The 23099-nt window shown below is 63.9% G+C and carries 26 protein-coding genes and 1 tRNA gene; 23 read left to right on the forward strand and 4 right to left on the reverse strand.

Features of this window, described 5'->3' with window-relative positions; genetic code table 11:
• The first annotated feature begins 107 nt into the window (after positions 1-107).
• The 12 genes from MTX23_RS15970 (at position 108) to MTX23_RS16025 (ending at position 8645) form a co-directional block, all read left to right on the forward strand.
• Complete coding sequence (locus MTX23_RS15970) at positions 108-602, forward strand: hypothetical protein (RefSeq protein ID WP_280977629.1); 495 nt, start codon at positions 108-110, stop codon at positions 600-602.
• Between the two features lie 91 nt (positions 603-693).
• Positions 694-915 (forward strand): DNA-binding protein, encoded by a 222-nt coding sequence (locus MTX23_RS15975; RefSeq protein ID WP_280977630.1) that lies wholly within the window; start codon positions 694-696, stop codon positions 913-915.
• 2 nt (positions 916-917) lie between these two features.
• Positions 918-1196 (forward strand): transcriptional coactivator p15/PC4 family protein, encoded by a 279-nt coding sequence (locus tag MTX23_RS15980; RefSeq protein WP_280977631.1) that lies wholly within the window; start codon positions 918-920, stop codon positions 1194-1196.
• A complete protein-coding gene (locus tag MTX23_RS15985; protein WP_280977632.1) occupies positions 1193-1663 on the forward strand; it encodes a hypothetical protein in 471 nt (156 codons plus the stop codon). The genes MTX23_RS15980 and MTX23_RS15985 overlap by 4 nt, the downstream gene beginning before the upstream one ends.
• A complete protein-coding gene (locus MTX23_RS15990) occupies positions 1639-2844 on the forward strand; it encodes an AAA family ATPase (protein ID WP_280977633.1) in 1206 nt (401 codons plus the stop codon). The genes MTX23_RS15985 and MTX23_RS15990 overlap by 25 nt, the downstream gene beginning before the upstream one ends.
• 610 nt (positions 2845-3454) lie before the next feature.
• Positions 3455-3883 carry a hypothetical protein gene (locus MTX23_RS15995; RefSeq protein ID WP_280977634.1) on the forward strand — a complete coding sequence of 143 codons (429 nt, stop codon included), beginning with the start codon at positions 3455-3457 and terminating at the stop codon, positions 3881-3883.
• 117 nt (positions 3884-4000) lie between these two features.
• Positions 4001-4720 (forward strand): hypothetical protein, encoded by a 720-nt coding sequence (locus MTX23_RS16000; protein ID WP_280977636.1) that lies wholly within the window; start codon positions 4001-4003, stop codon positions 4718-4720.
• Positions 4717-5157 (forward strand): hypothetical protein, encoded by a 441-nt coding sequence (locus tag MTX23_RS16005; protein ID WP_280977637.1) that lies wholly within the window; start codon positions 4717-4719, stop codon positions 5155-5157. Before MTX23_RS16000 ends, MTX23_RS16005 begins: the two co-directional genes overlap by 4 nt.
• Positions 5154-5333 carry a hypothetical protein gene (locus tag MTX23_RS16010; RefSeq protein ID WP_280977638.1) on the forward strand — a complete coding sequence of 60 codons (180 nt, stop codon included), beginning with the start codon at positions 5154-5156 and terminating at the stop codon, positions 5331-5333. Before MTX23_RS16005 ends, MTX23_RS16010 begins: the two co-directional genes overlap by 4 nt.
• Positions 5334-5361: 28 nt before the next feature.
• Positions 5362-5583 (forward strand): hypothetical protein, encoded by a 222-nt coding sequence (locus MTX23_RS16015; protein WP_280977639.1) that lies wholly within the window; start codon positions 5362-5364, stop codon positions 5581-5583.
• A 12-nt stretch (positions 5584-5595) separates the two neighbouring features.
• Positions 5596-5889 carry a hypothetical protein gene (locus tag MTX23_RS16020; protein WP_280977640.1) on the forward strand — a complete coding sequence of 98 codons (294 nt, stop codon included), beginning with the start codon at positions 5596-5598 and terminating at the stop codon, positions 5887-5889.
• 326 nt (positions 5890-6215) lie between these two features.
• Positions 6216-8645 carry a glycosyl hydrolase family 28-related protein gene (locus MTX23_RS16025; RefSeq protein WP_280977641.1) on the forward strand — a complete coding sequence of 810 codons (2430 nt, stop codon included), beginning with the start codon at positions 6216-6218 and terminating at the stop codon, positions 8643-8645.
• A gap of 253 nt (positions 8646-8898) precedes the next feature.
• Here the strand turns inward: MTX23_RS16025 and MTX23_RS16030 are convergent.
• Positions 8899-8992 (reverse strand) — tRNA-Ser (locus tag MTX23_RS16030).
• Between the two features lie 272 nt (positions 8993-9264).
• A complete protein-coding gene (locus MTX23_RS16035; RefSeq protein WP_280977643.1) occupies positions 9265-11481 on the reverse strand; it encodes a lytic transglycosylase domain-containing protein in 2217 nt (738 codons plus the stop codon).
• Positions 11482-11773: 292 nt separating this feature from the next.
• Between MTX23_RS16035 and dapA the strand changes: the two genes are divergently transcribed.
• The 4 genes from dapA to MTX23_RS16055 all read left to right on the forward strand — a co-directional run bounded on the left by dapA (position 11774) and on the right by MTX23_RS16055 (position 14346).
• Positions 11774-12664 carry a 4-hydroxy-tetrahydrodipicolinate synthase gene (gene dapA, locus MTX23_RS16040; protein WP_280977645.1) on the forward strand — a complete coding sequence of 297 codons (891 nt, stop codon included), beginning with the start codon at positions 11774-11776 and terminating at the stop codon, positions 12662-12664.
• Positions 12665-12723: 59 nt separating this feature from the next.
• A complete protein-coding gene (gene mscL / locus MTX23_RS16045) occupies positions 12724-13140 on the forward strand; it encodes a large conductance mechanosensitive channel protein MscL (RefSeq protein ID WP_280977646.1) in 417 nt (138 codons plus the stop codon).
• Between the two features lies 1 nt (position 13141).
• On the forward strand, positions 13142-13618 hold the full coding sequence (gene smpB, locus MTX23_RS16050) for an SsrA-binding protein SmpB (protein WP_066513928.1): 477 nt from the start codon (positions 13142-13144) through the stop codon (positions 13616-13618).
• Between the two features lie 146 nt (positions 13619-13764).
• Positions 13765-14346 carry a peroxiredoxin gene (locus tag MTX23_RS16055; RefSeq protein WP_280977647.1) on the forward strand — a complete coding sequence of 194 codons (582 nt, stop codon included), beginning with the start codon at positions 13765-13767 and terminating at the stop codon, positions 14344-14346.
• An 89-nt stretch (positions 14347-14435) separates the two neighbouring features.
• Here MTX23_RS16055 and MTX23_RS16060 read toward each other — a convergent pair whose 3' ends face one another.
• Positions 14436-15095: a uracil-DNA glycosylase gene (locus MTX23_RS16060; RefSeq protein WP_280977648.1), complete on the reverse strand. Its 660-nt coding sequence runs from the start codon at positions 15093-15095 to the stop codon at positions 14436-14438.
• A complete protein-coding gene (locus MTX23_RS16065; RefSeq protein ID WP_280977649.1) occupies positions 15076-15714 on the reverse strand; it encodes an NYN domain-containing protein in 639 nt (212 codons plus the stop codon). The genes MTX23_RS16060 and MTX23_RS16065 overlap by 20 nt, the downstream gene beginning before the upstream one ends.
• Positions 15715-16071: 357 nt before the next feature.
• On the opposite strand from MTX23_RS16065, the gene rpoZ reads away from it, so the two are divergent.
• From rpoZ to era, 7 genes are all read left to right on the forward strand, one after another.
• Positions 16072-16464 (forward strand): DNA-directed RNA polymerase subunit omega, encoded by a 393-nt coding sequence (gene rpoZ, locus MTX23_RS16070; protein ID WP_024512695.1) that lies wholly within the window; start codon positions 16072-16074, stop codon positions 16462-16464.
• Positions 16465-16678: 214 nt separating this feature from the next.
• On the forward strand, positions 16679-18970 hold the full coding sequence (locus MTX23_RS16075; protein WP_280977651.1) for a bifunctional (p)ppGpp synthetase/guanosine-3',5'-bis(diphosphate) 3'-pyrophosphohydrolase: 2292 nt from the start codon (positions 16679-16681) through the stop codon (positions 18968-18970).
• Positions 18971-19126: 156 nt separating this feature from the next.
• Positions 19127-19897: a pyridoxine 5'-phosphate synthase gene (locus MTX23_RS16080; RefSeq protein ID WP_280977652.1), complete on the forward strand. Its 771-nt coding sequence runs from the start codon at positions 19127-19129 to the stop codon at positions 19895-19897.
• Positions 19894-20310 (forward strand): holo-ACP synthase, encoded by a 417-nt coding sequence (gene acpS, locus MTX23_RS16085; RefSeq protein ID WP_280977653.1) that lies wholly within the window; start codon positions 19894-19896, stop codon positions 20308-20310. The genes MTX23_RS16080 and acpS overlap by 4 nt, the downstream gene beginning before the upstream one ends.
• Before the next feature lie 286 nt (positions 20311-20596).
• Complete coding sequence (gene lepB, locus MTX23_RS16090) at positions 20597-21355, forward strand: signal peptidase I (RefSeq protein WP_280977654.1); 759 nt, start codon at positions 20597-20599, stop codon at positions 21353-21355.
• Positions 21352-22173, forward strand: coding sequence for a ribonuclease III (rnc, locus tag MTX23_RS16095; protein ID WP_280977655.1), 822 nt, complete (start codon positions 21352-21354; stop codon positions 22171-22173). Before lepB ends, rnc begins: the two co-directional genes overlap by 4 nt.
• The gene (gene era, locus MTX23_RS16100) at positions 22166-23089 is read left to right on the forward strand and encodes a GTPase Era (RefSeq protein WP_280977656.1); all 924 of its coding nucleotides are present in this window, start codon (positions 22166-22168) and stop codon (positions 23087-23089) included. Before rnc ends, era begins: the two co-directional genes overlap by 8 nt.
• Positions 23090-23099 lie beyond the last annotated feature (10 nt).

Below are 23099 nucleotides of genomic sequence, written 5' to 3' on the forward strand. Positions count from 1 at the left end.
TCGGGTTCAGAATCCAGTTCGCGCGGGGCCGGAGGGCCATCCGTCGCATCGCTCGTCACCGCGGCGATGTTGTCCCGCGCGAGTCTCTGCGGTGCGCGGTGAAATCCATGAATGACCGTTGGTTGACCCGCGCGGATGCGGTCGACGTTGTCCGGAAGCATGTCGGCTGTAGCAGTGGGCGCGCCGAAGCGATCCTAAAGGCCGCTCTACACTCGGGCGAAGTCCGCGACGACAGGCCTATGTTTGCTGCGGATGACGGCATCGCCAGTATCGGCAGCAGAGGCCAGCAGTTCAGCGAGTATGATCTCGCCGATTGGCTCTGCCGCAACCACGGAGCTCCAAAAGTCGCGGTTGTTGCCAGCGTAGGAAGGCGAGGGCGACGGTCTACTGCTGATTGGGATGCAGTTGAACTTGCCCTTCGGGAGGAGATTAGGAAGCGCGGCTTTCCGAACCTAGAGAATGATGATCCTGCATGGCGGCTACAGGCAGACGTTGAGACCTGGGCTGCCGAATTGCTGGAGCAGCGCAAAGAGCCGATCAAGGAATCCCGCGTCCGGGAGAAGATCGCCGAGATGCTCAAACGCATTGAGGCCGGAAATTAATTAGCGGCCTTTATCGGCCCTTACCGTCCGACAGATTGTCGCAAATCACCGATCCTGACCGTACCGAATGCACACGGATACGGACGGTCACATGTCAAATCCCGAACTTCCCGAATTCCTGAAGGGCAGGATTGTTTGCAGCCCTGAAGACGGCATGCGCGCGATCAACGCGGGCCGCACCAAATTCTACGAACTGCTGAATGCCAAGGAGATCCGGTCCTACATGGATGGGGCCCGGCGTCAGGTCGTTGTGGCTTCGCTGCTCGACTACGTCCAGCGGCGTCTCGAGGCAAGCAACAAGCGGGCGGCCTGATCATGACGGTATGCCCCAAGCTCTCCGAGCCGGTAATCGTCCATCAGGCTTGGCTCAATCGGCGCCACGACGCCCTCGTCGTCACCCTTTCAACGTTCAAAGATCAGAATCTGATCGACGTTCGCAAGCATGCGATGAATCGCGAAGGCAAGTTGGTGCCGACCGCGAAGGGCATCGCGATGAAGGTGACCCGGCTCCCGGATCTCCTCAAGGGCATCACCAAAGCGATCGAGAAGGCGCGCGAGCTCGGCCTGATCGATGGCGACGAGGTCGCGGAATGACTGCGGCCGCGCCTATCAAAATACTCACCGCCGCGGCCGAGAAGAGGGCACTCCTTTGCGCCTATGGCGAGATGGAGGTCCAGGCCGCTGTTGACGGGCTGCAGTACTACGCTGCGCGCGCTGGTCTCCTCGACGAGCTCGGTCAAGACCGCGTCCAGGACGTTATCGCGGCCGCCTTCATCTGGGCCCATGAGCACGCCGAGGCAGAGGCCGACTTCGCGTACGATCCCGACTACGGGCGCCAGATCATCGCGCGCTGGGAAGCTGAGGACGCCAAGCGGCCACCCGTCGAAGAGGCTTCCGAGCCGACCTGCCGCACCCCGGCCGCGACCGTCGATGCATTTTGGATCGTGGTCGACAAGGACGATCCGGACTACCTGGCGGAATGGCTCGCGGAGCATCCGCTGGATGCCGAGCATCTGCACAAAATCTGGAGGCGCAAATGCTCGATCGCAGCAGCGGCGTAGCGCTGGCGTTTGCCAGGAACGGTATCGGCGTTCAAGCAGACGACGAGCCACCGTTTCCCACGGGGCCGGAGGATTACGGCCTGTCGACCGAACCGATGCCGGCTGACGAACAGGAACCGATTGCCGCCGCCCACTTCGCACCGATCACACCTTGCGAATGGCGAGGGACCGAGCCGCCACAGCAGCGGTGGCTCGCGTCGGGTCGGATACCGTCGGGCGACCTCACGATCCTTTCGGGGAATGGTGGCGCCGGCAAGACCGAGATCGCTGTGCAGCTCCTGGTGTCGGTGGCCGCGGAGCTCGGTGACTGGCTCGGTAGCATAGTTGAGGCTGGACCGGCGCTGTTTGTTTCGTGCGAGGAGCCCGAGGCAAACGTCCGGGATCGGATCGAGCGCATCTGCAAGCACCGCTGTCTGGATCCCTATCGGCTGCCCGATCTGCACCTCCATTTCCCCGACCTCGAGAGCACGTGGCTGGCGTCCGCCGACAGCCGGACGGGCAGGGTGACCAAAACGCCGCTGCTGGCTGAGATCGAGAAATGGGTCGCGATAAACAAGCCTCGCCTGGTTGCAATCGACTCCATAGCCGCGGTGTTCGACGGCGACGCCATTGCCCGCCGGCAGGTGCGCGCGTTCCTCGCGATTCTGCGCAAGATCGCCCGGGAGCATGACATCGCAATCGTTTTGCTCGATCACCCCAGCGTCCGCGGCATGGCGGACGGTAGCGGCACCGCCAACAGCGTCGACTGGCGCAACTCGGTGCGCTCCCTGCTGCACCTGTCTGACCCCGAGAAGAACGACCAGGACAGCCGCCAGCTCGAGGTCAAGAAATCGAACTATGGCCGGTCCGGCGAGAAGGTGACGCTCCGCTGGGGCGGCCTGACCTTCACCACCGCGATGGCCGGGGAGGCCTCGCCATATCGCGCGGCTGCGGAGCGCGACGTCGAAGAGCTTTTCCTGCGGCTGCTCGACAAGCGCAACGCGCAAGGGCGTCGGGTTCACGCCAACACCGCCAAGGGCAGCGCACCGGCAGAATTCGCTCTGGACCCCGAAGCCAACGGCACCACCGCCGAGGCCTTTCGTCGAGCGATGGAGCGCCTGTTCGGTACCGGCAAGATCAGAACCGTCGAGACTGGACCCAACAGCAAGCGGCGCCAACACATCGAAACGGTGGCGCCGTGAGCCTTCCAACGCCCTTCCAACGCTCCCCCGACACTTCCAACGCCCCTACCAACGAGGGTGCCAACGGGTATTCCAACGCCTTCCAACACCCCTTCCAACGCCTGTTCTCCAACCCCCCATACCCCCCTGGCGTTGGAAGCGCCCGCCGCGGCCATGGAGGCCGCTGTCGCTTCCACCACCATGAAGGGAAGAGAGGAGCAAGAGCTCTGAGAAAGCTCGTCACGACGCATCAACACATAACGCTCGGCGTCGACGCGTTCTCGCCGGGTATATTCCGCTCGCCTTGGCGATCACGTAACGTGTTACTGTGGGTGCGCGAGTGGGTAGCCAAGCAGGGATCCTCGCAAATCTGGCGCAAACCACTGCTTGATGGCGGAAGGCATGTCCGTCGGCGAGGGTTTTCGCGCGCGATGCTTCCACGTCTTTCGCACTGGTTGAGAGATCGGCGAGCGCGCGATCTCGCTGGCGAAACGGCTGACCTGCGCGAATTCTCCAGTATTTCCACCAAAAAGACGGGGGGCGGGTGTGGGGGGCAGGGAAGCGCCGGACACGATTCCAAATCGAAGCTCCCGCTCTCCTTTCGCGCCGGCTCCGGAAGCTTCTGTCCACGATGACGCCGAAAGTTGTCAGCACGTGCGCCGAGTTGGTCCAGCTGCTGCGTGAGCGGCGGAACGAGCTCGACATCACGCACGAGACGATCGATGACATATCTGGCTTGCAGTCCGGCTATACGGGCAAGCTGCTCTCTCCGGTGCCAATCAAGCAACTGGGCGCGGTGTCGCTCGGCGCAATGCTGGGCGCCTTGGCGCTGAAGATCGTGCGGATCGAGCTGGTGGAGGATCCGGAGCAGGCCGATCGCATGCGGCCGCGGTGGACGCCGCGTAAACGCCCGCGCTTTGAGAACACGCGCGGTGCGCGCCGACGCGCACTGAGTGCGTTGCTGGGTGATCGCCAGCAAGAGACATTGGCGACATCCAATGGAGACGCTGATGTCCAGCAAACCACTTTTCAGTTTCAGGACGAGACCGGAGGTCGCTGACGCGATCAAGGCGGCCGCAGCCTCGGATCGCAGGCCGACCGCTCAGTTTCTGTCGAATCTGGTCGAGGACGCGCTGTCGTCCAAGCAGACGAGCGTACCGGAGCAGCGGAGCGCTGCATGAACCCGCCCCCGATCCCTCGCGCGCCGTCGGTCCATGCCAAGCTTGACGGTGCGCTGGCAGCGGTTGCCGTGCTCGAGACCGAGACCGCCGAACTCGCCCTTGCGGCTGCCGAAAACAAGCCAGGCGCAGCCGGCAAACTCGCTGTGCACCGCGAGAAGACCGCGCTGGCGGAGAGCCGCGTGCGGGAGATGCGGTCGGCGCTGGACCTGGCCGTTCGGCTCGACCGCGAGAGCGTTGCGTCCGTGGCGGCGTCGGAGCGGGCGGAGCGCTTGACCGCCTTCAAGTCCCATATGGCGGCCCGCGATCAGGCGGTGGAAGCGCTGATGTCCGCCGCGGCAACGATGGCGGCAGCCTTCGGCGATTACATTGAGGCGACCCGGGGCGCGAAGGAGACATTGCCCGCTGGTGTCGCGTTTCCCCTTGTCGGAATCGGGCCCCTTGGCCTCGGCGGCCGCAGCGATGGTCCTCTCGACCTGCTGATCCTTGCCGAGCTTCACCGGCTGGCGCCGCTTCGGCAGCCCAAGACGAACGATTTCGTCGCGCTGCCCTTCGCGCGGCCGCTGTGGCCGGCCGACACTCTCGATCCCTCCGCGACGCCGGCAGCTCTCGATGAATACCGGGCAGCCGCCCGCGTCGTCGTCGACGACATCGAGAAGCAGATCGACGCCTTGAACGCGGCGGACCTCGCCGGCGCAGCTCGGAAGGAAGCAGCGTGACCGACATCGACATCTTCAGCATGACTGCAGAACAGGCGACCGCACGCTTGGCTGATATGGCCAAGGAATATGCGGTCGCATCCGCCAGCGGTGGTGCACTCCCGCAGCCGACGGTCGAGGAGCTGGCTGCCCATACCCGCGCAGCGGCCGAGCGGCGTGACGCGGCGGAGACCTTGGATCATCTCATCAAGGCTGGGCTGTCGCCCGAGATCAGCGAGGCCGGTCGCGAGGTTCAGGAGTACATCCAGGGCAAGCGCTCGATCACGCCGGCGCTACGTGCTGCCGTCGACGCGAAGGTCGAATCCTGGAAGCGGGACATCGAATTCACGAAGAAGCTGCTCTCAGGGGATCCTGAGGCGACGCGCCTCCTCAACATCGCCTCCGCGATGAGGATCGCGCCGGTGGAAGAGGCAAAAGCGAAGGAGAATGGAAAATGACGCAGCACGAAATCGCAATGATCAACCCCAAGACCGGTGAGATGAAGGCCGCCTCGGTGCTGCTCACCAGGCATCAGTTCGTGCAGGCAAAGCGTTCGCGCCTGGATCCGGAGGCCTTTCGCTCTCTGCTGCCCGCGGGGTTCATGTTCTGCGACGAGAGCTTCGGCACGCCGTGATTTACGCTCGCAAAGTGATGAGGCACTGATGAAGTTTTCGTGCCGGTTTGAAAACAGGACGACAGGCGAGCTGAAGGACCTGGTTTGCACGCTCGATGCCCGTGAAATCGCTGACGTCGAACGCGCCAGGGAGACCGACGGTAACGAAGCCGCCGCGTCGGCTGCTGCCGCGATCGTTCTGCATTCGGCCTATCGCGATTTGGACGCGCTCGAGTGGAAGCATCTTCACTCGCCGGTGCCAGTGAATTGAGGAGATGAGAAAATGGCCGTTACCACGACCTCGCACACCAACCTGAAAACTCACTCTCCGCCGTTCGCCCCGGCCATGGCGTCGACGCTTGTTTCGGCGAACGTATCCGGCGCGCTTGCGGATAGTGTGGATGCGCCCGAGCTACAGTACTTGGTCAACGGCCAGTGGCTGAGCTTCGACCCGCCGCTGCGATTCAATGCGTTTGAAAAAGGCGGTCAAAAGTCTGCGAGGGCGCCGAGCACGGGCTTGACGATGCGGTGGACGGTGCCGCTTGGGCACGCGATCAACACGAACGTCATAACATGACAACAAGCTCCAGGGCGTCGGCGGGCGCCTTTCATCCGCGGGGGACCCAGCGCGGGGAGAACTGGGTCCAACATTCTTGATGATGAGGTTTGTTGCGTACCGGTTGAGTGCAGCCCCCGCAAGGACACGGCTGAGAGTTTAGCGCCCCCCGGAAGGGACACGGCAGAAAGGAGACGGCGCCCCGCTCGAGGATACCGCCGAATATCGAACCTCGGTTTCATCTGATGAGCGGCCTCAAATCCTTGAAGTTGGCAGCAGTGATGCTGCTAATCGCCGGATCGACTCCAGCGTTCTCGCAGCAATTCCCCACCGTCCCGGATCGGAGCGTGATCGGGCGCATTGGGACCGGAACATCATCCGGTCCGTCGCAGGCAATCCCGTTCAACACGCTGCTGGCAACACTCGGCATCGCCAGCCAGCCCGAAGTCTATGCCACGACCTACGGCGTGAAGTGCGACGGCACGACGGACGATTCCGCCGCCGCGCAGCTCGCGATCAATGTTGCGGCCGGCCGGCCTGTTGTGTTTCCGGCTGGCACCTGCCTCATCAGCCAGCCGCTGACCTATGTCGCGACCGGGACGACTCTGTTCACACAGGGCTTGCAGATCCGTGGCCAAGGCCGGGAAAAGACCATCTTCGACAACCGGGTCGCGAACGGCTACCTGTTCTCGGCGGACACTACCGCAAACGGCTTCTTCCAGTCCGGCATCGTCCTGAAGTCGTTCAAGATCACGACCTTGGCGACCTCGCCGCCAGCGGCATCCAGCGGTATCTTTCTGCACCGCGCCGCGAACTTCAAGCTCGAGGACCTGCAGATCACCGGCCTGTCCGGGAGCGCCATCGTCGGCACCGCGAGCGCCGGTGATCCTGATGCGGCGTTTGTCGGAGTGCTCGATCGTGTGCGCGTCGACAACGTCGCCGGCTGGGGCCTCGATCTCAGCGCGCCGACCGGCGGCTATTTCGGCTCCAACGTTCGGCTGATCAATACCTCGATCAACGGCGCGGGCACCGCCAGCACGTCGGTCCCGCCGACCACCGGCGGCATGCGGCTGAAGAACCTGATCGCGCAGATCGAGAACAGCGCGTTCACGATCAACCATAACGTCGACCTCTACATCCAAGGCACCGACACCTCGCTCCAGATCACGATCGACGGCGTCGATTTCGAGAACAACATCTCGACCGTGCTGCCGCACATCTATGTCGACGGCGGCCTGCGCGGCTTCCTGATGACCAATTCGGAGTGCCTGAACAACGACAGCAATGTCGGGCAGGGCTGCTTCTGGATCAACTCGGCAGCGGCGCCGATCGGCGACATCCTGCTCGACAAGGTCGAGGTCCGCGCGACATCCGGAAACAACACCTACACTGCGTTCAAGGCGACCGGATCGAACACGCTGGTCGATACCATCCGGGTCAAGAACGTCTACTGGCAGACGTTCGATAATCCGGGCCAGACGCGGTTCTCCGGCTTCACCTTCGCCGGCATCACCGGGCAGGCACAGTTCTCGATCAGCGCGCTGAACACCGCGCAGCTCTCCGGCATCGGCTACGGCTTCGCGATGCCGCTGCATCTGGCTGCGACCGGTGAGTGGGTCGAGTACATGATCCCCTCGACCACGATCACGAGGACCGGGATCGGCGGCCTTTCGGCCAACACGGCCTACTATTTCTATCTCTACAACTCCGCACCGGCCAACGCGCCCTGGGCCGGCGCGATCGAGGTCTCCGCGACCTCGCCGATCACCGACACCGTCTCCGGCTATTTCGTCAAGAACGGCGACACGACCCGGACCTATATCGGCTCGGCGACCACCGACGGCAGCGGAAATTTCCAGGTCGGCGCGTCCCAGTTCAGCCAGTACCCGACCGGCGGCGGCGCCAGCATCGGCGTCAGCACGGCCGGCAACCTGGCGAAGTACAACACGGCCAATACGATCACCGGCACGCCGACCGGTGCGGGCGTGGTGAGTGCATTGAGCGTCGGGGTTGGATCTGCGGGCGCTTTCGTGGTCAATGGTGGTGCGCTTGGTACGCCATCGTCGGGCGCATTGACCAACGCAACCGGATTGCCGCTATCGACTGGCGTAGTCGGTACGCTACCCTATGGCAACGGCGGCACGGGGGCGACATCATACACGACCAATGGCGCCCTATATGCTGGAGCTTCGGGCTTCGGCTCAGTCGCCGGCACTGTCGGCAACTCCAGTCTTCCGCTGATCAGCCAGGGGGCATCACTGCCGCCCACCTATTCCCAGATTACGCTCAACGCGATTTCCGGGCTCGGCACCAGTGTGCAGACCGCACTCGGCAATGCCCTGAACGGCTCAGGAGGTCTCGCTGGTACGCCGACGCTATTTCAGTCGAGCTCGTCTCTCAATCCGACCGGCACGTCGTCAGCGACCGCTGTGGCCATGGGTCTTGGGTCGACCTGCACAATTACGCCGACTACCAGCCGTGTCCGTGTCCACATGCATGGTACGATGTCGAACAACACGGCATCGGCCGGCACTGTTCTGCGGCTTCAATACGGCACCGGGACCGCTCCATCCAACGGATCATCCTCCATCGGCACGGCCGTCGGCTCCCAGGTCGAGGGATTCGACGCCGGCGCCAACGCGCAATTTCCGTGGTCAATGGACGGTATCATCACTGGCCTGACGGTAGGCACAGCGATTTGGACCGACGTCAGCGTGTTTGTCGGTGCGGGCACCGGCACGCTCACCAACGTGTCGTGCAACCTTGAGACCAAATAGGACCTCGCGGCAAAAGCGGTAGCGCGCGGCGCGTGCGGCAACGGGCGCGGCGGTGAACATCACTGATCGTGAGTGCGGCCTGTCTGATCTTTGGCCGATAGAGCCTGGACGACAAACCAGATCAAAAGGGGTCCGACCACCAAAGCAGCGACGGTCCATGCGCTCAGCATGCGATCGCCTCCACCTTTTTGGTGGGTCCATGTGTGGGTAGAAATTCGTATGCCTGCGAATTTCCTAGGAATTTTAAGAAATATGGCGGAGACGGAGGGATTCGAACCCTCGATAGGCCTTTACAAGCCTATAACGGTTTAGCAAACCGCCGCCTTCAGCCACTCGGCCACGTCTCCAGTGGCGCCGATATGCCCGAGAGGGCGCTGAGCCGCAAGCGGCAGATTCAGATTGCGGCAAGGTGATTTGATGGCAGCTCGACTTGACGTCAGGGCCGAGGGCCCGGATCGGGCGCAAACGGCCCGCCGGCTTGCCAGTCAGCCAGCCTGATCCGGCGCCCGCCGGACGCCAAAATTCGCGGAATTGCTATTCCTGACAATGGCTTACGAGGCGATCTTGCGCCGCATTCGGGCGTCTGCCGGATAGGCTGTTGAAAACCTTCGGCGTCGGCTCATTCGAGGCTGGCGCCGCGCCGCAGGTCGGCCTCGATCTGCAGCTTGGTCCCGCCGCCGAAGCGGGCGCGATAGACCTGCAGGTTCTCCATGATCCGCTGGACGTAGTTCCGCGTCTCCGAGAATGGAATCAGCTCGACCCAGTCGACCGCGTCGACCTTCGGGTCGCGCGGATCGCCATAGCGCTCGATCCACTTCCTCACGCTGCCGCGCCCGGCATTGTAGGCGGCAAAGGTCAGGATGTAGGAGCCCCGGTAGTCTTCGAGCAGGCCGCCGAGCTCGGCCGCGCCGAGCATCGCGTTGTAGACCGGATCGGTCTTCATCCGATTGAGGTCGAAGCCGATGCCTGCCCGCTTGCACACGTAGCGGCCGGCCTCCGGCGTCACCTGCATGAGGCCATAGGCCTGCGCCGGCGACACCACGGCGGGATTGAACGCGCTTTCCTGGCGCGCGATGGCGTAGACGATGCTCGGCTCGACCTCCGGACCGACCTGCCTGAATGAGGGGATTCCGTTGACCGGATAGGCGTAGTGGTCGAACGGCAGTCCGCGGTTGAGCGCGGCCTTGCCCAGGAGCAGCATGCCGCGCGCATCGCCGTGGCGTGCGGTCAATTCGCCGAGTCCGGCCAGCGCTTCCGGATCGCCATTGTCGCCCATGTCGCTGTAGATCGGGATCGCGAGCTCGCGCTCGCCGATGTCATAGAGCAGCGCTGCCGCGCGCACGATCTCCAGCCGCTCGGCGCCGCGGCCGCGCGGCACGCCGTTCAGTTCGATCTGGGGCAGGCCGAGTTTCGCGCGCGCGAGCTGGCCATAATAGCTCGTCGACTGCTCGGCCGCGCGCGCATAGGCGGCGCGGGCCTCCTGGCCACGGCCGGCGGCTTCCGCGGCGCGGCCCTGCCAGTAGCCGGCCCGCGCCAGCGCGGTCGGATTGCTGCTGCCGACGCCGATCCGCGCGAAGTGCTGCGCGGCGACCGCGGGATCCCTGAGGAAGCGCAGCGCGATCCAGCCCGCGGTGAATTCCTGCTCGGTCTTGTAGATGCCGCGGGCGGGCATCGCGGCGTCGCGCGCGATCAGATAGGCGGTGCGGTACTCGCCGACGTCGATCATCTTGCGCGCCAGCAGCCTGCGCTCGACCCACCATTCGTCGACGTTGTGGAGACGCGCGGGCTCCCTCGGCGCGCTCATCATCAATTGCGCGGCCTCGGCGAATTTCTCCTCGCGGCGGAGCAGCTGGATCCTGGCGAAGAGATAGCCGGTGTCGCCGGTCAATTCGCGCGGCACGGCCTCGAGCAGCGCGCGCAAATTCGAGGCCTTGCGGTTGGCCGCGATGCGGGCCTTCGCCAGCGCCACATAGCCGGAGCCGAGACGTCTTGCCGCGCGCATGCCGGCGGCCTCGTTCTCGGTGCCGTAGAGCATGGTGTCCATGCGCGCCTTGTGGTCGCCGGCGGTCAGGAACGACCCGAACAGATCGAGCGCGGTGCTCTCGGTGTCCTCGCTCATCGGGTCGTTGCGCCAGGCCTCTCGCACCAGGCGTTCGGCGTTGGCGCGGTCACCGCGTCCGATCATCACCTTGGCCAGCGCGAGACGGCCCTTGGCCGAGATCGGCGATTCATTCTGGAACCAGGCCCAGACCGCGGAGTCGTCCCGGCGGTCGTCCCACAGCGAGGCCTCGATGCGGCGGCGAAGGAATGTCTGCGATGGCCAGCTCGGATTGGCGTCGAGGAAGCTGCGGTAGCGCTCGACCGACGCGCCATTATCCTCGCTGCGCAGGATGAGCCATTCCGCAAGCTTGCGCGCCACCGGATCGGAGATCGAGGACTCGGCGTCGGTGGCGTCGCCCGGCCTGCGTTTGCGCAGGAGCTCGACGACGGTCTTGAGCGTCTCCTTGTCCGACTGTGACGTTGACGATGTCGCGGCCACCGCCGCCGGCAACAACGGCTTGCTGCGTACGGCCGGTGCGACATGCTGGCGGGTCGCCGGAACCAGCGCGGGTGCGATCGAGATCGGCGGAGCCATCGCCGCCTTCGGTGCGGCTCGGGTCGCGATGGCTGGGGTTGTCTTCGGAATTGCGCTGCGGGAAACCGGCCGCGGCTTGGGCAATGGAACTTTTGCGTCGGCCCACGCATCGGCAACAATCGCCGAGAAGCCGACTGCGAGCGCCAGGCTGGTCGCCAATGCGGTCGATCGCAATGTGCCTGCGCGGGCGGAACGGATCACGGAGGTCCCCTGCGGCGCCGAATCACCTGATCGCTCGGGCCATCGATCTTTATTTGATTGAATATGTGGACAAAATGCTAAAGAGCGTCGCTGGTGCGGCTGTTTGCGCCAACACCACGGCAAAATCGCGGCTGGGATAGGTACGATGCGGCCCTTTCGTCCCTACGCCAGACCCGATATGAATTGCCCTTCACGGCGTTTTCGCGCGTGCCGAGTGGCGGCGTGCGAGCGGGAAGTACGCCAGAACCAAGATCGTCGGCGCAGCCGCAGCCTGAAGCGTTGGAGGAAGTCCATGGCAGCCAAGACAAAATTCCGGGGGTCATTCACCGCCTTGGTGACGCCCTTCAAAAACGGCGGGGTGGACGAGGCGGCGTTCCGCAGCCTCGTGAACTGGCAGATCGCCGAGGGCACGCACGGCCTCGTGCCGGTCGGCACCACCGGCGAGAGCCCGACGCTGAGCCACGATGAGCACAAGCGGGTGGTCGAATGGTGCATCGAGGAGGCCAGGGGCCGGGTGCCTGTGATCGCCGGCGCCGGTTCGAATTCGACCAAGGAAGCGATCGAGCTGGCTGAACATGCCGAGAAGGCAGGCGCGACCGCGGTGCTGGTCGTGACGCCGTACTACAACAAGCCGACCCAGGAAGGCCTGTACCAGCACTTCAAGGCGATCAACGACGCGATCGGCATTCCGATCATCATCTACAACATCCCGCCGCGCTCGGTGATCGACATGTCGGTCGACACCATGAAGCGGCTGTTCGAGCTGAAGAACGTCGCCGGCGTCAAGGACGCGACCGCGAGCATGGTGCGGGTCTCGCAGCAGCGCGCCGCGATGGGCGAAGACTTCAACCAATTGTCTGGCGAGGATGCGACCATCCTGGGCTACATGGCGCATGGCGGCCACGGCTGCATCTCGGTGACGTCGAACGTCGCACCGCGGCTGTGCTCGGAATTCCAGACCGCCTGGCAGAAGGGCGATGCGGCAACCGCGCTGAAGATCCACGACAAGCTGATGCCGTTGCACACCAACCTCTTCATCGAGAGCAATCCCGCGCCGGTCAAATACGCGATGTCGCTGCTCGGCAAGATGGATGAGAAGCTGCGCCTGCCGATGGTCCCGGTCTCAGAATCGACTCGCGCGGCGGTCCGCAGCGCCATGGTGCATGCCGGGCTGATCAACTGAGGCGTGCGGGGATAGCCGCCAATAATCCTGTGCGTAACGTCGAACAGAAGGGGATGGACATGCTGAAGGAATTTCGCGAGTTCGCCATGAAGGGCAACGTCGTCGACCTCGCCGTCGCCGTCATCATCGGCGCGGCCTTCGGCGCGATCGTCAATTCGCTGGTCGGCGACATCATCATGCCGATCATCGGCGCGATCACCGGCGGCCTCGATTTCTCCAACTACTTCACGCCGCTTGCCAAGTCGGTGACCGCAAGCAATCTGGCCGACGCCAAGAAGCAGGGCGCGGTGCTGGCCTGGGGCAACTTCATCACGCTGACTCTCAATTTCCTGATCATCGCCTTCGTGCTGTTCATCGTGATCCGCGTGATGAGCCAATTCAAGCGCAAGGAAGAAGTGAAACCCGCGGAGCCGCCGAAGCCGACGCCCGAGGTCGAGCTGCTGACGGAAATCCGCGACCTCCTCAAGAAGAGCTAAAGTGGCTGCCGACAAGAACGAGCGCCCGATCAAGGTCGTCGCCGAGAACCGCAAGGCCCGCTTCAACTACGCCATCGAGGACACCATCGAGGCCGGCATCTCGCTGACCGGTACCGAGGTGAAGTCGATCCGCAGCGGCAAGAGCACAATCGCGGAATCCTATGCGGATTCCAAGAACGGCGAGCTGTGGCTGATCAATGCCAACATTCCGGAATACCTGCAGGCCAACCGCTTCAACCACGAGCCGAAGCGCCCGCGCAAGCTGCTGCTGCATCGCAAGCAGATCAACAAGCTGCTTGGCGCGGTCGATCGCGAGGGCATGACCCTCATTCCGCTGAAGCTCTATTTCAACGAGCGCGGCCGTGCCAAACTGCTGCTCGCGGTCGCTAAGGGCAAGAAGCTCCACGACAAGCGCGAGACGGTCAAGAAGCGCGACTGGGGCCGCGAGAAGGGCCGCCTGATGCGGGCACGGGGATAGGGATTACTCGTCTGTCATTGCGAGGAGCTCGCGACAAAATTGCAAAGGAATTTTGCGCTGAAGCGACGAAGCAATCCATCTTCATCCTTGCCACACTATGGATTGCTTCGCTGCGCTCGCAATGACGATCTGCGGAGATCGATGCGATGAGCCAGAACAGCCTGACCGAAGTCGACTGGAGCAAGATTCCGGCGCCGTCGGACGATGGCGGCGCGGCGCATCTGACCGGCATGACGATCCCCTCAGTCACGCTGCGCGCTACCAACGATACGTCAGTAGCGCTGTCGGCGCTCGATGGCCGCACGGTGGTGTTCGCCTATCCGCGCACCGGCGAGCCCGGCAAGATCGGGCTGGTCGACGATTGGGACATGATCCCCGGCGCCCGCGGCTGTACGCCGCAGGCCTGCTCCTTCCGCGACCTGTTCGCCGAGCTGAAGGCGGCCGGCGCCGCCCATGTGTTCGGTCTGTCGACGCAAAGCAACGAGTACCAGACGGAGATGGCCTCGCGGCTGCATCTGCCGTTCCCGGTGCTGTCGGACGAGGGGCTGGAACTGACACACGCGCTGAAGTTGCCGACGATGTCGGTTGCCGGGCTGACGCTGATCAAGCGGCTCGCGCTGATCATCGACGACGCGCGCATCACGTACGTGTTCTATCCGGTATTTCCACCCGACCGGAGCGCCGGCGACGTGCTGGACTGGTTGAAGGACAATCTACAGACGGTCTGAAGCGTTGTGCAAGATCGCTACGCGTGCAGGCGAGGTGTCGACACGACATCCCCAAACTTCGATTCCGGGGCAAATCGGAATCCAATCCGTTAATCAAGTTCCTTCCGCACATTCGCGAAGACCTTGCGGAACATATCGGCCGTCAGCACGCCGGTGTTCGTGTTGTACCGCGAGCAATGGTAGCTGTCGTACAGCTTGAATTGCCCGGCCATATGCACGGCACCGTGCGCAAAGGGGGACGCAGCCAGGCGAAGCCCCAGCGCCTTTAGCGTCGATTCGTGGGCGATGCGCCCGAGCAGCACGATCGCGCGCAGCTTCGGCATCGCCGCGATGGTCGCGCTCAGGAATTGCCGGCAGGTGTTGATCTCCGCGGGCATCGGCTTGTTCTGCGGCGGCACGCAGCGCACTGCGTTACTGATCCGGCAATCGACCAGCTTGAGGCCGTCGTCTGGCCGTGCCTGATAGACGCCGCTGGCAAAGCCGTATTCCAGCAGCGTGGCATACAGCAGATCACCGGCGTAATCGCCGGTGAAGGGGCGGCCGGTGCGGTTCGCGCCTTGAAGCCCCGGAGCAAGCCCGACGATCAGCACCCGCGCGTTGGCATCGCCGAAGGAATCCACCGGCGAGTTGAACCAGCCCGGCTCGCGCGCACGGGCCTCGGCGCGAAAGGCGGCCAGCCGTGGACAGAGCGGACAGTTGCTGTGGGGTCGGGTGGATGAGGGGACGAGACTACTCGTCGAAATCGTCATCGGCTCCCCGGGGGGCCACGGTGGTGGTGGTCGCGCGCTGCAGGAATTGCGGGGAGTGATGGCGCGGCTCTCGCGGGGCCGGACGTTCGGACGGATCGCGGCCAAGCTTCGACTGCAACTCCACCAGGTCGGTGAAGACGTCGGCCTGGCGGCGCAGTTCGTCGGCGATCATCGGAGGCTGGCTGGCGATGGTGGAGATCACGGTCACGCGAACACCGCGGCGCTGCACCGCCTCGACCAGCGAACGGAAGTCGCCATCGCCGGAGAACAGAATCATCTGGTCGATGTGTTCGGCAAGTTCCATGGCATCGACCGCGAGCTCGATGTCCATGTTGCCCTTGACCTTGCGGCGGCCGCTGGCGTCGATGAATTCCTTGGTGGCCTTGGTGACGACGGTGTAGCCGTTGTAGTCGAGCCAGTCGATCAGCGGACGGATCGATGAATATTCCTGATCCTCGATGATCGCCGTGTAGTAGAACGCGCGCAGTAGCGTGCCGCGGCCCTGGAATTCCTTCAGCAGGCGCTTGTAGTCGATGTCGAACCCCAGCGTCTTTGCGGTTGCGTAAAGATTCGCTCCGTCGATGAAGAGCGCGATCTTGTTGGAAACAGGTGACGACATCAAAGTGTTCTCGCGTGGTTGTTAGTGTTTTTAGCGCTGCGGCGATTGACCGCGCGCAATGTCCTGCGTTGCTGCCTAAAGTTCGGTGAATCTTTCCCCACGACAATCACCACCGCAATTATGGTGAGGCGAGGGCAAAATGCCCAGACTTTTGACATTGCAATGAAGAGATTTACTTGTCTGGGATAGCAACCAGGCCATGTCATCAGACGCTCCGGCCATTCTGGCCCCAGCCAACGGGTATCAGAGCCTGTTCCGAAGGCAAATTACAAATTTGCCTTGCGAAACGGGGGCCGGACCTATAACTAACGCTCATAATCAGCATATTCGGTTCCTTTTACCACGGAGCGCCTTGAGATGGCTCGCGTCACCGTTGAAGACTGCATTGATAAGGTCGACAACCGCTTCGACCTCGTCCTGTTGGCGGCGCATCGCGCCCGGATGATCTCGTCGGGTTCACAACTCACGGTTGATCGCGACAACGACAAGAATCCTGTCGTGTCGCTGCGGGAGATTGCCGATTCCACGATCTCGCCGGAAGACCTTCGCGAGGAACTGGTGCACTCCCTGCAGAAGTTCGTCGAGGTCGACGAGCCTGAGCCCGACACTGTTCCGCTGATCGGTTCCGCCGGCGCCAGCGTCGATGCCGACGACACCGAGGTCGCCGTCGAACGGATGACCGAAGAGGAGCTGCTGAAGGGCCTCGAGGGTCTGGCGCCCCCGGAAGAGCAGCCCGAGGAAGACGAGTAGGCCCGGGCTTCCAGCCCCCGGTTTCGGACAGATTGCCAAAGGCCCGGAAATTGCTCCGGGCCTTTGCTTTTGTTGACAATTTTGCTGTTACGATGCGTCCTATGGGGGCGCGGGAAATTGAACGTTCTGGCTCCATGCGGGGTGCAGCTTCATTCCAAGGCGCACTAGATTGGATAGAGAGGGCCCTCTGGCCCGCGCGAAAGGCAGTGCGTCCATGGTTTATCGGCGCCGGAGTTCCAGCCAGATGCAGGCTGCGACCGAAACGGTCGCGGTGGCGCCGGCGTCGTCCACGGTGGAGAAGCCGGCCAAGCCGAGGACGCGGATGATGCGGCAATATGACCTCGTCGAGCGCGTCCGCTCCTATAACCCCGACACCAACGAAGACCTGCTGAACCGCGCCTATGTCTACGCGATGAAGGCGCACGGCGCGCAGACCCGCGCCTCCGGCGACCCGTATTTCTCGCATCCGCTCGAGGTCGCCGCGATCCTGACCAACCTCAAGCTCGATGATGCCACGATCGTTGCCGCGCTGCTGCACGACACAATCGAGGATACCGAGGCGACACGGGCCGAGATCGATCATGTGTTCGGTCACGAGATCGGCGCGCTGGTCGAGGGCCTGACCAAGCTGAAGCGGCTGGAGCTGGTGTCGCGCGAGGCCAAGCAGGCCGAGAACCTGCGCAAGCTGCTGCTTGCGATCGCCGACGACGTTCGCGTGCTCCTGGTCAAGCTCGCCGACCGCCTGCACAACATGCGCACGCTGGAGTTTGTGCCGCCGGCGTCGCGCCGCCGCATCGCCGAGGAAACGCTCGACATCTATGCGCCGCTCGCGGGCCGCATGGGCATGCAGGAAATGCGCGGGGAGTTGGAGGACCTCTCGTTCTTCGTGCTCGATCCCGAGGCCTATGCGGTGGTCAAGCAGCGGCTCGATGCGCTGGCCGACCGCAACCGCAACCTGATCGGCGAGATCGAAACCCAGCTTTCCAAGAACCTGCAGAAGAACGGCATCACCGCGCGGGTCTTCGGCCGCCGCAAGCAGCCGTTTTCGATCTGGACCAAGATGGAGCGCAAGTCGATCGGCTTCGAGCAGCTGTCCGACATCTACGGCTTCCGCGTCATCCTCGACGACATCGGAGCGTGCTACCGTGCGCTCGGCATCGTCCACACGACCTGGCCGGTCGTGCCGGGCCGCTTCAAAGATTACATCTCGACGCCGAAGCAGAACGACTACCGTTCGATCCACACCACCGTGATCGGCCCGGGTAAGCAGCGCGTCGAGCTGCAGATCCGGACCGAGGAGATGAACCAGATCGCCGAGTTCGGTATCGCGGCCCACGCCTTCTACAAGGAGGGGGCGGGCTCGCCGAACGAGCGGCTGAAACACGAGTCCAATGCCTTCGCCTGGCTGCGCCACACCATCGGCATCCTCTCGGACAGCGCCAACCCGGAAGAGTTCCTGGAGCACACCAAGCTGGAACTGTTCCATGACCAGGTGTTCTGCTTCACGCCGAAGGGCAAGCTGATCGCGCTGCCGCGCCAGGCCACGGTGGTCGACTTCGCCTATGCGGTGCACACCGACGTCGGCAACAGCGCGGTCGGCTGCAAGATCAACGGCAAGTTCGCGCCATTGTCCTCCGAGCTGCAGAACGGCGACGAGGTCGAGGTTCTCACCTCGAAGGCGCAGTCGGCCCCGCCGTCGGCCTGGGAGGCGCTTGCCGTCACCGGCAAGGCGCGCGCCGCGATCCGGCGCGCCACCCGCAACGCGGTGCGAGACCAGTATGCCGGCCTCGGTCGCCGTATCGTCGACCGCCTGTTTGCCCGCGCCAAGATCGAATATGCCGATGACAAGCTGAAGGGTGCGCTGCCGCGGCTGGCGCGCACCTCCATAGAGGACGTCATGGCGTCGGTCGGGCGCGGCGAGATCAAGGCCTCCGACGTCGCGCGCGCGATGTATCCCGACTACAAGGAAGAGCGGTTGGTGCGTTATGGCACCTCGAAGGGGCTCGCCGCCAAGCTGAAGACGCAGACCGCGCCGCATCCGGCGCGCGCCGCGTCGGTGATCCCGGTACGCGGCATCAATTCCGACCTGCCGGTGAAGTTTGCGCCGAATGGCGGCGCGGTGCCGGGCGATCGCATCGTCGGCATCGTCACGCCGGGTGAGGGGATCACGATCTATCCGATCCAGTCGCCGGCGCTGAAGGACTTTGAGGAGCAGCCGGAGCGTTGGCTCGACGTGCGCTGGGACGTCGACGAGACCATGCCGCAGCGCTTCCCGGCGCGAATCCTGGTCCACAACGTCAACGAGCCCGGCAGCCTGGCCCAGATCGCAACCGTGATCGCCGAGCACGACGGCAATATCGACAACATCCATATGTCGCGCCGGTCCCCCGATTTCACGGAGCTGACCATCGATCTCGAGGTCTATGACCTCAAGCATCTCAGCGCTATCATCGCCCAGTTGCGCGCCAAGGCCGTCGTCGCTCGGGTCGAGCGCGTCAATGGGTAGGCTTGCACACGTCATCGATCCTCATGGTGAGGAGGCGCGTTTGGCGCCGTCTCGAACCATGCGGCCAGAGGCGGGCCCGCATCCTTCGAGACGCGGCGAAGGCGCCGCTCCTCAGGATGAGGGATAACTCAACCGGTTTGTCAGAGGGTCATTTTGATGTCTGCTCCTCCGCTGCGCCTCGGCGTCAATGTTGATCACGTTGCGACCTTGCGCAATGCGCGGGGCGGCGCGCGGCCCGATCCGGTGCGTTTGGCGCTTGCGGCGATCGCGGCCGGGGCCGACGGCATCACCGCGCATCTGCGCGAGGATCGCCGCCATATCCGCGACGAGGACATGGCCCGGCTGAAGGCCGAAATATCCAAGCCGTTGAACTTCGAGATGGCCGCGACCGACGACATGCTGCGGATTTCGCTCGCCACCAAGCCGCACGCCGTCTGCCTGGTGCCGGAGCGGCGCCAGGAGCTTACCACCGAAGGCGGTCTCGACGTGGTCGGCCAGCACAATGCGCTCGCGCCCTTCATTGCGCGGCTGAGCGATGCCGGCATCCGGGTCTCGCTGTTCATCGCCGCCGATCCGAGGCAGATCGAAATGGCCGCGAAATTGAAGGCGCCGGTGATCGAGATCCACACCGGCGGCTGGTGCGACGCCGTGGTCGATGGCCACAAGGACAAGGCCGAGGCCGAGTGGAAGCGGATCGTCGAGGGCGCCAGGCTGGCGAATGCCGCGGGGCTCGAGGTCCATGCCGGTCACGGCCTCGACTATGAGACCACCGAGATCATCTCGGCGCTGCCCGAGATCCGCGAGCTCAACATCGGCTATTTCATGATGGGCGAGGCGCTGTTTGTCGGCATTGCGGAGACCGTCCGCGCCATGCGCGCGGCGATGGACCGTGGACGCGCGAAGGCGAAGGGCGCGGTCGGCGCATGATCATCGGCATCGGCTCCGACCTGATCGACATCACCCGGGTCGCCAAGGTGATCGAGCGCCATGGCGAGCGTTTCCTCGAGCGCATCTTCACCGACGCGGAAAGGGCCAAAGCGATGCGCCGTGCCAAGAGCGAGAAGATGGTGGTCGCAACCTACGCCAAGCGCTTCGCCGCCAAGGAGGCTTGTTCCAAGGCGCTCGGGACCGGCATCCGGCGCGGGGTGTGGTGGAAGGACATGGGCGTGGTGAACCTGCCAGGAGGGCGGCCGACCATGCAGCTGACGGGCGGGGCGCTGGCGCGGCTGCAGGAGCTGACGCCGGATGGCCTGGAGGCCAGGATCGACCTCTCGATCACCGATGATTGGCCGCTCGCTCAGGCCTTCGTCATAATTTCGGCTGTTGCCCCCGCCAAATAAGCGGGGCAGCCCGCGGGGGCACCAGAAACCTTCAGAAAACTAAAAAATCATTGATATTTCAATGTATTGTGAAGTTTTTGCGCGGCGATTGATTGCGTGCGTGCGAACAACCGTCTAAAACGCCGCAGGGTTAGCATCGAGCGAGACGCGGATTCGGGTTTACGCCGGAATTTGCCCTCAAGATCAGAATCAAGGCCATTTTCCTCACGCGAGGATCGCACGCTTCGCGGGAAGAGAACGTTCTGCCACCGCGTGGGCACCAAAGCTCGCGGGAATTGGGAAAGCAATGAGCGCGACCACCGGGACCAAATCTGAAAGCGGCTTGGGCGAAACCATCCGCGTCGTCATCCACGCTCTGCTGATTGCGCTCGTCATCCGGACCTTCCTGTTCCAGCCGTTCAACATCCCCTCAGGCTCGATGAAGGCGACACTGCTGGTCGGCGACTACCTCTTCGTATCGAAATACTCCTACGGCTACAGCCACTATTCGATCCCGCTGTCGCCGCCGCTGTTTTCCGGGCGCGTTTTCGGCTCCAGCCCGAATCGCGGCGACATTGTCGTGTTCCGACTGCCCAAGGACGACACCACCGACTACATCAAGCGCGTGATCGGCCTGCCGGGCGACCGTATCCAGATGAAGGAGGGACTGCTTTACATCAATGACGTCCCGGTCAAGCGCGAGCGCCTGAGCGACTTCGTCGGCGAGGACCCCTGCGGCTCGGACGCCACCGCCCGCGTCAAGCGGTGGAAGGAGACGCTCCCGAACGGCGTCAGCTATGAGACGCTCGATTGCGTCGACAACGGGTTCTACGACAACACCAACGTCTACACCGTGCCCGAAGGTCATTTCTTCATGATGGGCGACAACCGCGACAATTCGACCGACAGCCGCGTGCTGTCGGCGGTCGGCTACGTGCCGCTCGAAAACATTGTCGGCCGGGCCCAGATGATCTTCTTCTCGATCGCCGAGGGCGAGCACGCCTGGATGTTCTGGCGCTGGCCCACTGCCGTGCGGTGGAATCGCATATTCTCTATCGTGCGATGAACGACGAGACATCAGCCATAAAGGATCAACCGCCACCCGGTGAGCCGAACCGGACGCCTGCCGCCGGCGGTGAGGCCGCGCCGAAGAAGCGGCGCAGCAAGGCCGCCAGGGCCGCGGAAGAAAAGGCCGCGATCGCGGGCACGGAGGCACGCATCGCGTACAAGTTCGCCGATCCCGCATTGCTGACCACCGCGTTCACCCACGTCTCCGCGCTCAAGCCCGCCACCCGCAACCGCGCCGACAGCTACCAGCGGCTCGAATTTCTCGGCGATCACGTGCTCGGGCTGATCGTGTCCGACATGCTGTTCCGCGCCTTTCCGAAGGCCGACGAGGGTGAATTGTCGAAGCGGCTCGCCGACCTCGTGCGCAAGGAAAGCTGCGCCGACGTCGCCAAATCGCTCGGCCTGCTCGATGACATCAAGCTCGGCATGGTGAAGGCGGTCGAGGGAGCGCGTTTGCGCAAATCGGTGCTCGGCGACATCTGCGAGGCCGTGATCGGCGCGATCTATCTCGACGGCGGCTACGAGGCCGCGCGTCAGTTCGTCGAGCGCAACTGGACCGAGCGGATGCACAAGCCTCGCCGCCCGCTGCGCGATCCCAAGACCGTGCTGCAGGAATGGGCCCAGGGCAAGGGATTGCCGACGCCGGTCTATCGCGAGGTCGAGCGCACCGGCCCACATCACGATCCGCAATTCCGCGTCGCCGTCGACCTGCCGGGATTGGCGTCGGCCGAGGGCCTGGGCGGCAACAAGCGCGCGGCAGAGAAGGCGGCGGCCTCGGCGATGATCGAGCGCGAGGGCGTCGGTACCAATGACTGATCAGGCCAAAGGGCAGGGGTCCGCGACGCGCTGCGGGTTCGTCGCGCTGATCGGCGCTCCCAATGTCGGAAAGTCGACGCTGGTCAACGCGCTGGTCGGCTCCAAGGTCACCATCGTCTCGCGCAAGGTGCAGACCACGCGCGCGCTGATCCGCGGCATCGTGATCGAGGGCAATGCGCAGATCATCCTGGTCGACACGCCCGGCATCTTCGCACCGCGGCGCCGGCTCGACCGCGCCATGGTGTCGACCGCCTGGAGCGGCGCGCACGACGCCGATCTGGTCTGCGTGCTGCTCGATGCCAAGTCGGGTCTCGACGAGGAGGCGCGCGCAATCCTCGACAAGCTCGAGGCCGTCGGGCATCCGAAGATCCTGGTGCTGAACAAGATCGATCTCGTGCCGCGCGAAAAACTGCTGGCGCTGGCGCAGGCGGCTAACGAGCGGCTGCGCTTCGAACGGACGTTCATGATCTCCGCGCTGTCCGGCGACGGCGTTGCCGATCTGCGCCAGACGTTGGCGACAATGGTGCCGCAGGGACCGTTCCTGTATCCCGAGGACCAGATGTCGGATGCGCCGATGCGGCACCTGGCGGCGGAGATCACGCGCGAGAAGATCTACGGCCACTTGCACCAGGAACTACCGTACCAGTCGACCGTCGAGACCGATAGCTGGACCGACCGCAAGGACGGCTCGATCCGGATCGAGCAGACGATCTTCGTCGAGCGTGAGAGCCAGCGGAAGATCGTGCTCGGCAAGGGCGGCGCCACCATCAAGTCGATCGGCGCGGACTCGCGCAAGGAGATCGCCGAGATCATGGGTGTGCCCGTACATCTCTTCCTGTTCGTCAAGGTGCGCGAGAACTGGGGCGACGACCCGGACCGTTACAGGGAAATGGGACTGGACTTCCCCAAGGAATAAGAACCGGCGT

This window comes from Bradyrhizobium sp. ISRA436, from assembly GCF_029910015.1.
GTDB lineage: Bacteria > Pseudomonadota > Alphaproteobacteria > Rhizobiales > Xanthobacteraceae > Bradyrhizobium.

Bases quoted from the DNA above. Each gene is read 5' to 3' on its own strand.
- MTX23_RS16020 (WP_280977640.1), top strand. From the start codon at position 5,596: ATGGCCGTTACCACGACCTCGCACACCAACCTGAAAACTCACTCTCCG.
- rpoZ (WP_024512695.1), top strand. From the start codon at position 16,072: ATGGCTCGCGTCACCGTTGAAGACTGCATTGATAAGGTCGACAACCGC.
- mscL (WP_280977646.1), top strand. From the start codon at position 12,724: ATGCTGAAGGAATTTCGCGAGTTCGCCATGAAGGGCAACGTCGTCGAC.
- MTX23_RS16055 (WP_280977647.1), top strand. From the start codon at position 13,765: ATGAGCCAGAACAGCCTGACCGAAGTCGACTGGAGCAAGATTCCGGCG.
- MTX23_RS16000 (WP_280977636.1), top strand. From the start codon at position 4,001: ATGAACCCGCCCCCGATCCCTCGCGCGCCGTCGGTCCATGCCAAGCTT.
- MTX23_RS15995 (WP_280977634.1), top strand. From the start codon at position 3,455: ATGACGCCGAAAGTTGTCAGCACGTGCGCCGAGTTGGTCCAGCTGCTG.
- MTX23_RS15970 (WP_280977629.1), top strand. From the start codon at position 108: ATGAATGACCGTTGGTTGACCCGCGCGGATGCGGTCGACGTTGTCCGG.
- MTX23_RS16015 (WP_280977639.1), top strand. From the start codon at position 5,362: ATGAAGTTTTCGTGCCGGTTTGAAAACAGGACGACAGGCGAGCTGAAG.
- era (WP_280977656.1), top strand. From the start codon at position 22,166: ATGACTGATCAGGCCAAAGGGCAGGGGTCCGCGACGCGCTGCGGGTTC.
- dapA (WP_280977645.1), top strand. From the start codon at position 11,774: ATGGCAGCCAAGACAAAATTCCGGGGGTCATTCACCGCCTTGGTGACG.
- rnc (WP_280977655.1), top strand. From the start codon at position 21,352: ATGAACGACGAGACATCAGCCATAAAGGATCAACCGCCACCCGGTGAG.
- MTX23_RS16010 (WP_280977638.1), top strand. From the start codon at position 5,154: ATGACGCAGCACGAAATCGCAATGATCAACCCCAAGACCGGTGAGATG.
- MTX23_RS15975 (WP_280977630.1), top strand. From the start codon at position 694: ATGTCAAATCCCGAACTTCCCGAATTCCTGAAGGGCAGGATTGTTTGC.
- MTX23_RS16080 (WP_280977652.1), top strand. From the start codon at position 19,127: ATGTCTGCTCCTCCGCTGCGCCTCGGCGTCAATGTTGATCACGTTGCG.
- MTX23_RS16060 (WP_280977648.1), bottom strand. From the start codon at position 15,095: ATGACGATTTCGACGAGTAGTCTCGTCCCCTCATCCACCCGACCCCAC.
- MTX23_RS16065 (WP_280977649.1), bottom strand. From the start codon at position 15,714: ATGTCGTCACCTGTTTCCAACAAGATCGCGCTCTTCATCGACGGAGCG.
- MTX23_RS16075 (WP_280977651.1), top strand. From the start codon at position 16,679: ATGGTTTATCGGCGCCGGAGTTCCAGCCAGATGCAGGCTGCGACCGAA.
- MTX23_RS15985 (WP_280977632.1), top strand. From the start codon at position 1,193: ATGACTGCGGCCGCGCCTATCAAAATACTCACCGCCGCGGCCGAGAAG.
- acpS (WP_280977653.1), top strand. From the start codon at position 19,894: ATGATCATCGGCATCGGCTCCGACCTGATCGACATCACCCGGGTCGCC.
- MTX23_RS15980 (WP_280977631.1), top strand. From the start codon at position 918: ATGACGGTATGCCCCAAGCTCTCCGAGCCGGTAATCGTCCATCAGGCT.
- lepB (WP_280977654.1), top strand. From the start codon at position 20,597: ATGAGCGCGACCACCGGGACCAAATCTGAAAGCGGCTTGGGCGAAACC.
- MTX23_RS15990 (WP_280977633.1), top strand. From the start codon at position 1,639: ATGCTCGATCGCAGCAGCGGCGTAGCGCTGGCGTTTGCCAGGAACGGT.